The 1,418-nt window shown below is 58.3% G+C and carries 1 protein-coding gene; it reads right to left on the bottom strand.

Features of this window, described 5'->3' with window-relative positions; translation table 11 throughout:
* Positions 1-565: 565 nt before the first annotated feature.
* On the bottom strand, positions 566-1,387 hold the full coding sequence (locus tag FNJ47_RS46045; protein WP_163163409.1) for an MBL fold metallo-hydrolase: 822 nt from the start codon (positions 1,385-1,387) through the stop codon (positions 566-568).
* Positions 1,388-1,418: the final 31 nt, after the last annotated feature.

Raw genomic sequence — 1,418 nt, 5'->3', positions numbered from 1 at the left:
GGAAGCTCCTGGGCCAAGCCGGCAAGCCCGCCGGTCAGCAGGCCGCCTGACCTTCACGCAACGCCATCATAGAGCTCGCCGTGCCCGCGCGCACGCGTCAATCGGGCGGTCTTCATCGTATGCGTACGGCATGGACATGTTCAGTGTTGCTGCGCCGTTTGGAGACCGCTTGGCGATCGGCGACAAATCGCGGAGGCGAACCGCCTCAGGCCCTTGCAGGCTTGTTCTGCGGGAAGAGAAGACCGTCCGGGTTGCAGGGAGGCTTATCGCACCGTCTATTGCCGGCTCGTGCAGCTGAGTTCCCGATCCAATCCGATTGCTCGGCGGAAGACGTACCTGAAATGCCGAAAGTGCCGCTCGTATTGGGAGAGTCCCGTCTAGGAGCTGAAGCGATACGCCATCTTATGGTCGAGGAGATACGCGGAAGGGCGCCTGCCACGAGCAAGGCATCTTGCAGAGCAAGTGGTACAAGGTGCTGTTCCTAGCTTCGTGTGGTTCTCGGCAGCCAGCTCATCTGTCTTTCGGTACTTGGCGCCGGCATCCTTTTGATCCCCGCAGCCACGGGTCAGACCGCGAGCCAGATGCCCTGTTCCGCTAGCACTTTCCCCTCTTTGCGAAGCTTGTCGAGATGTGCCTCGACGCTCCACAACACTGCTTTCGCAAGATACGGATCGGTTTTCCTGTAAAGCAGGATGACCAGCTCCTCCGGCGTCTTTCCGCCGTTCTGCAGAGATCGAACTATTTCCCTCTCACGTGTTAGGCGCCTCTCGAGCAAGTTCCGAACGTAAGAATGCGGAGAGGGTAACGGTGGACCATGGCCGGGTAGATAGAGGTTGTCGTTCCGATTGAGGAGCTTGATAAGATTTGCATAATAAGCAGCCATGTCCCCGTCCGGCAGCATGATGGAGCTGCTGTTCCAGCTCATCACGTGATCGCCCGTGAAAAGGATGCCGTCGGCCCGCGCCAAGCAAAGATGATCGCTGGCGTGGCCTGGTGTATGCAATACCAAATGGCCGGCAAGTATATCCTGGTCTTTCAACATCACGTCGGGACAGAAACTGTCCCCCGCAAAGTGTTCGTGCGCATAGACGGGAAGGCATGTAGCGGCCTTGAGCTTTACCACTGCGCCGAAATGGTCGGAGTGATGATGCGAGATGATAATTCCCGCGGATTGATCCGGTAGCCCCTCAAGAATGCAGTCGAAATGGGCCTGGTCGTCCGCTGGCCCCGGATCGAGCACGAACGTTCCCTCGGGGCCATCGATCAGGTAGGTGTTTGTTCCCCAATACGTCGACGCGTTGGCATTGCTAGCCACAACTCGACGTATGCCGGGCGCCACCTCTGAAAGCCGGGCGCGCTGGGGTTCAGGCTCGGTGTGAAACGACATCATCTTCCTTGCAATTCATCCGATAGAGTTC

The organism is Bradyrhizobium uaiense (assembly GCF_010811875.1).
In the GTDB taxonomy this organism is placed as follows: Bacteria; Pseudomonadota; Alphaproteobacteria; order Rhizobiales; family Xanthobacteraceae; genus Bradyrhizobium; species Bradyrhizobium uaiense.
This window is presented reverse-complemented; position numbering and strand designations above follow the sequence as displayed.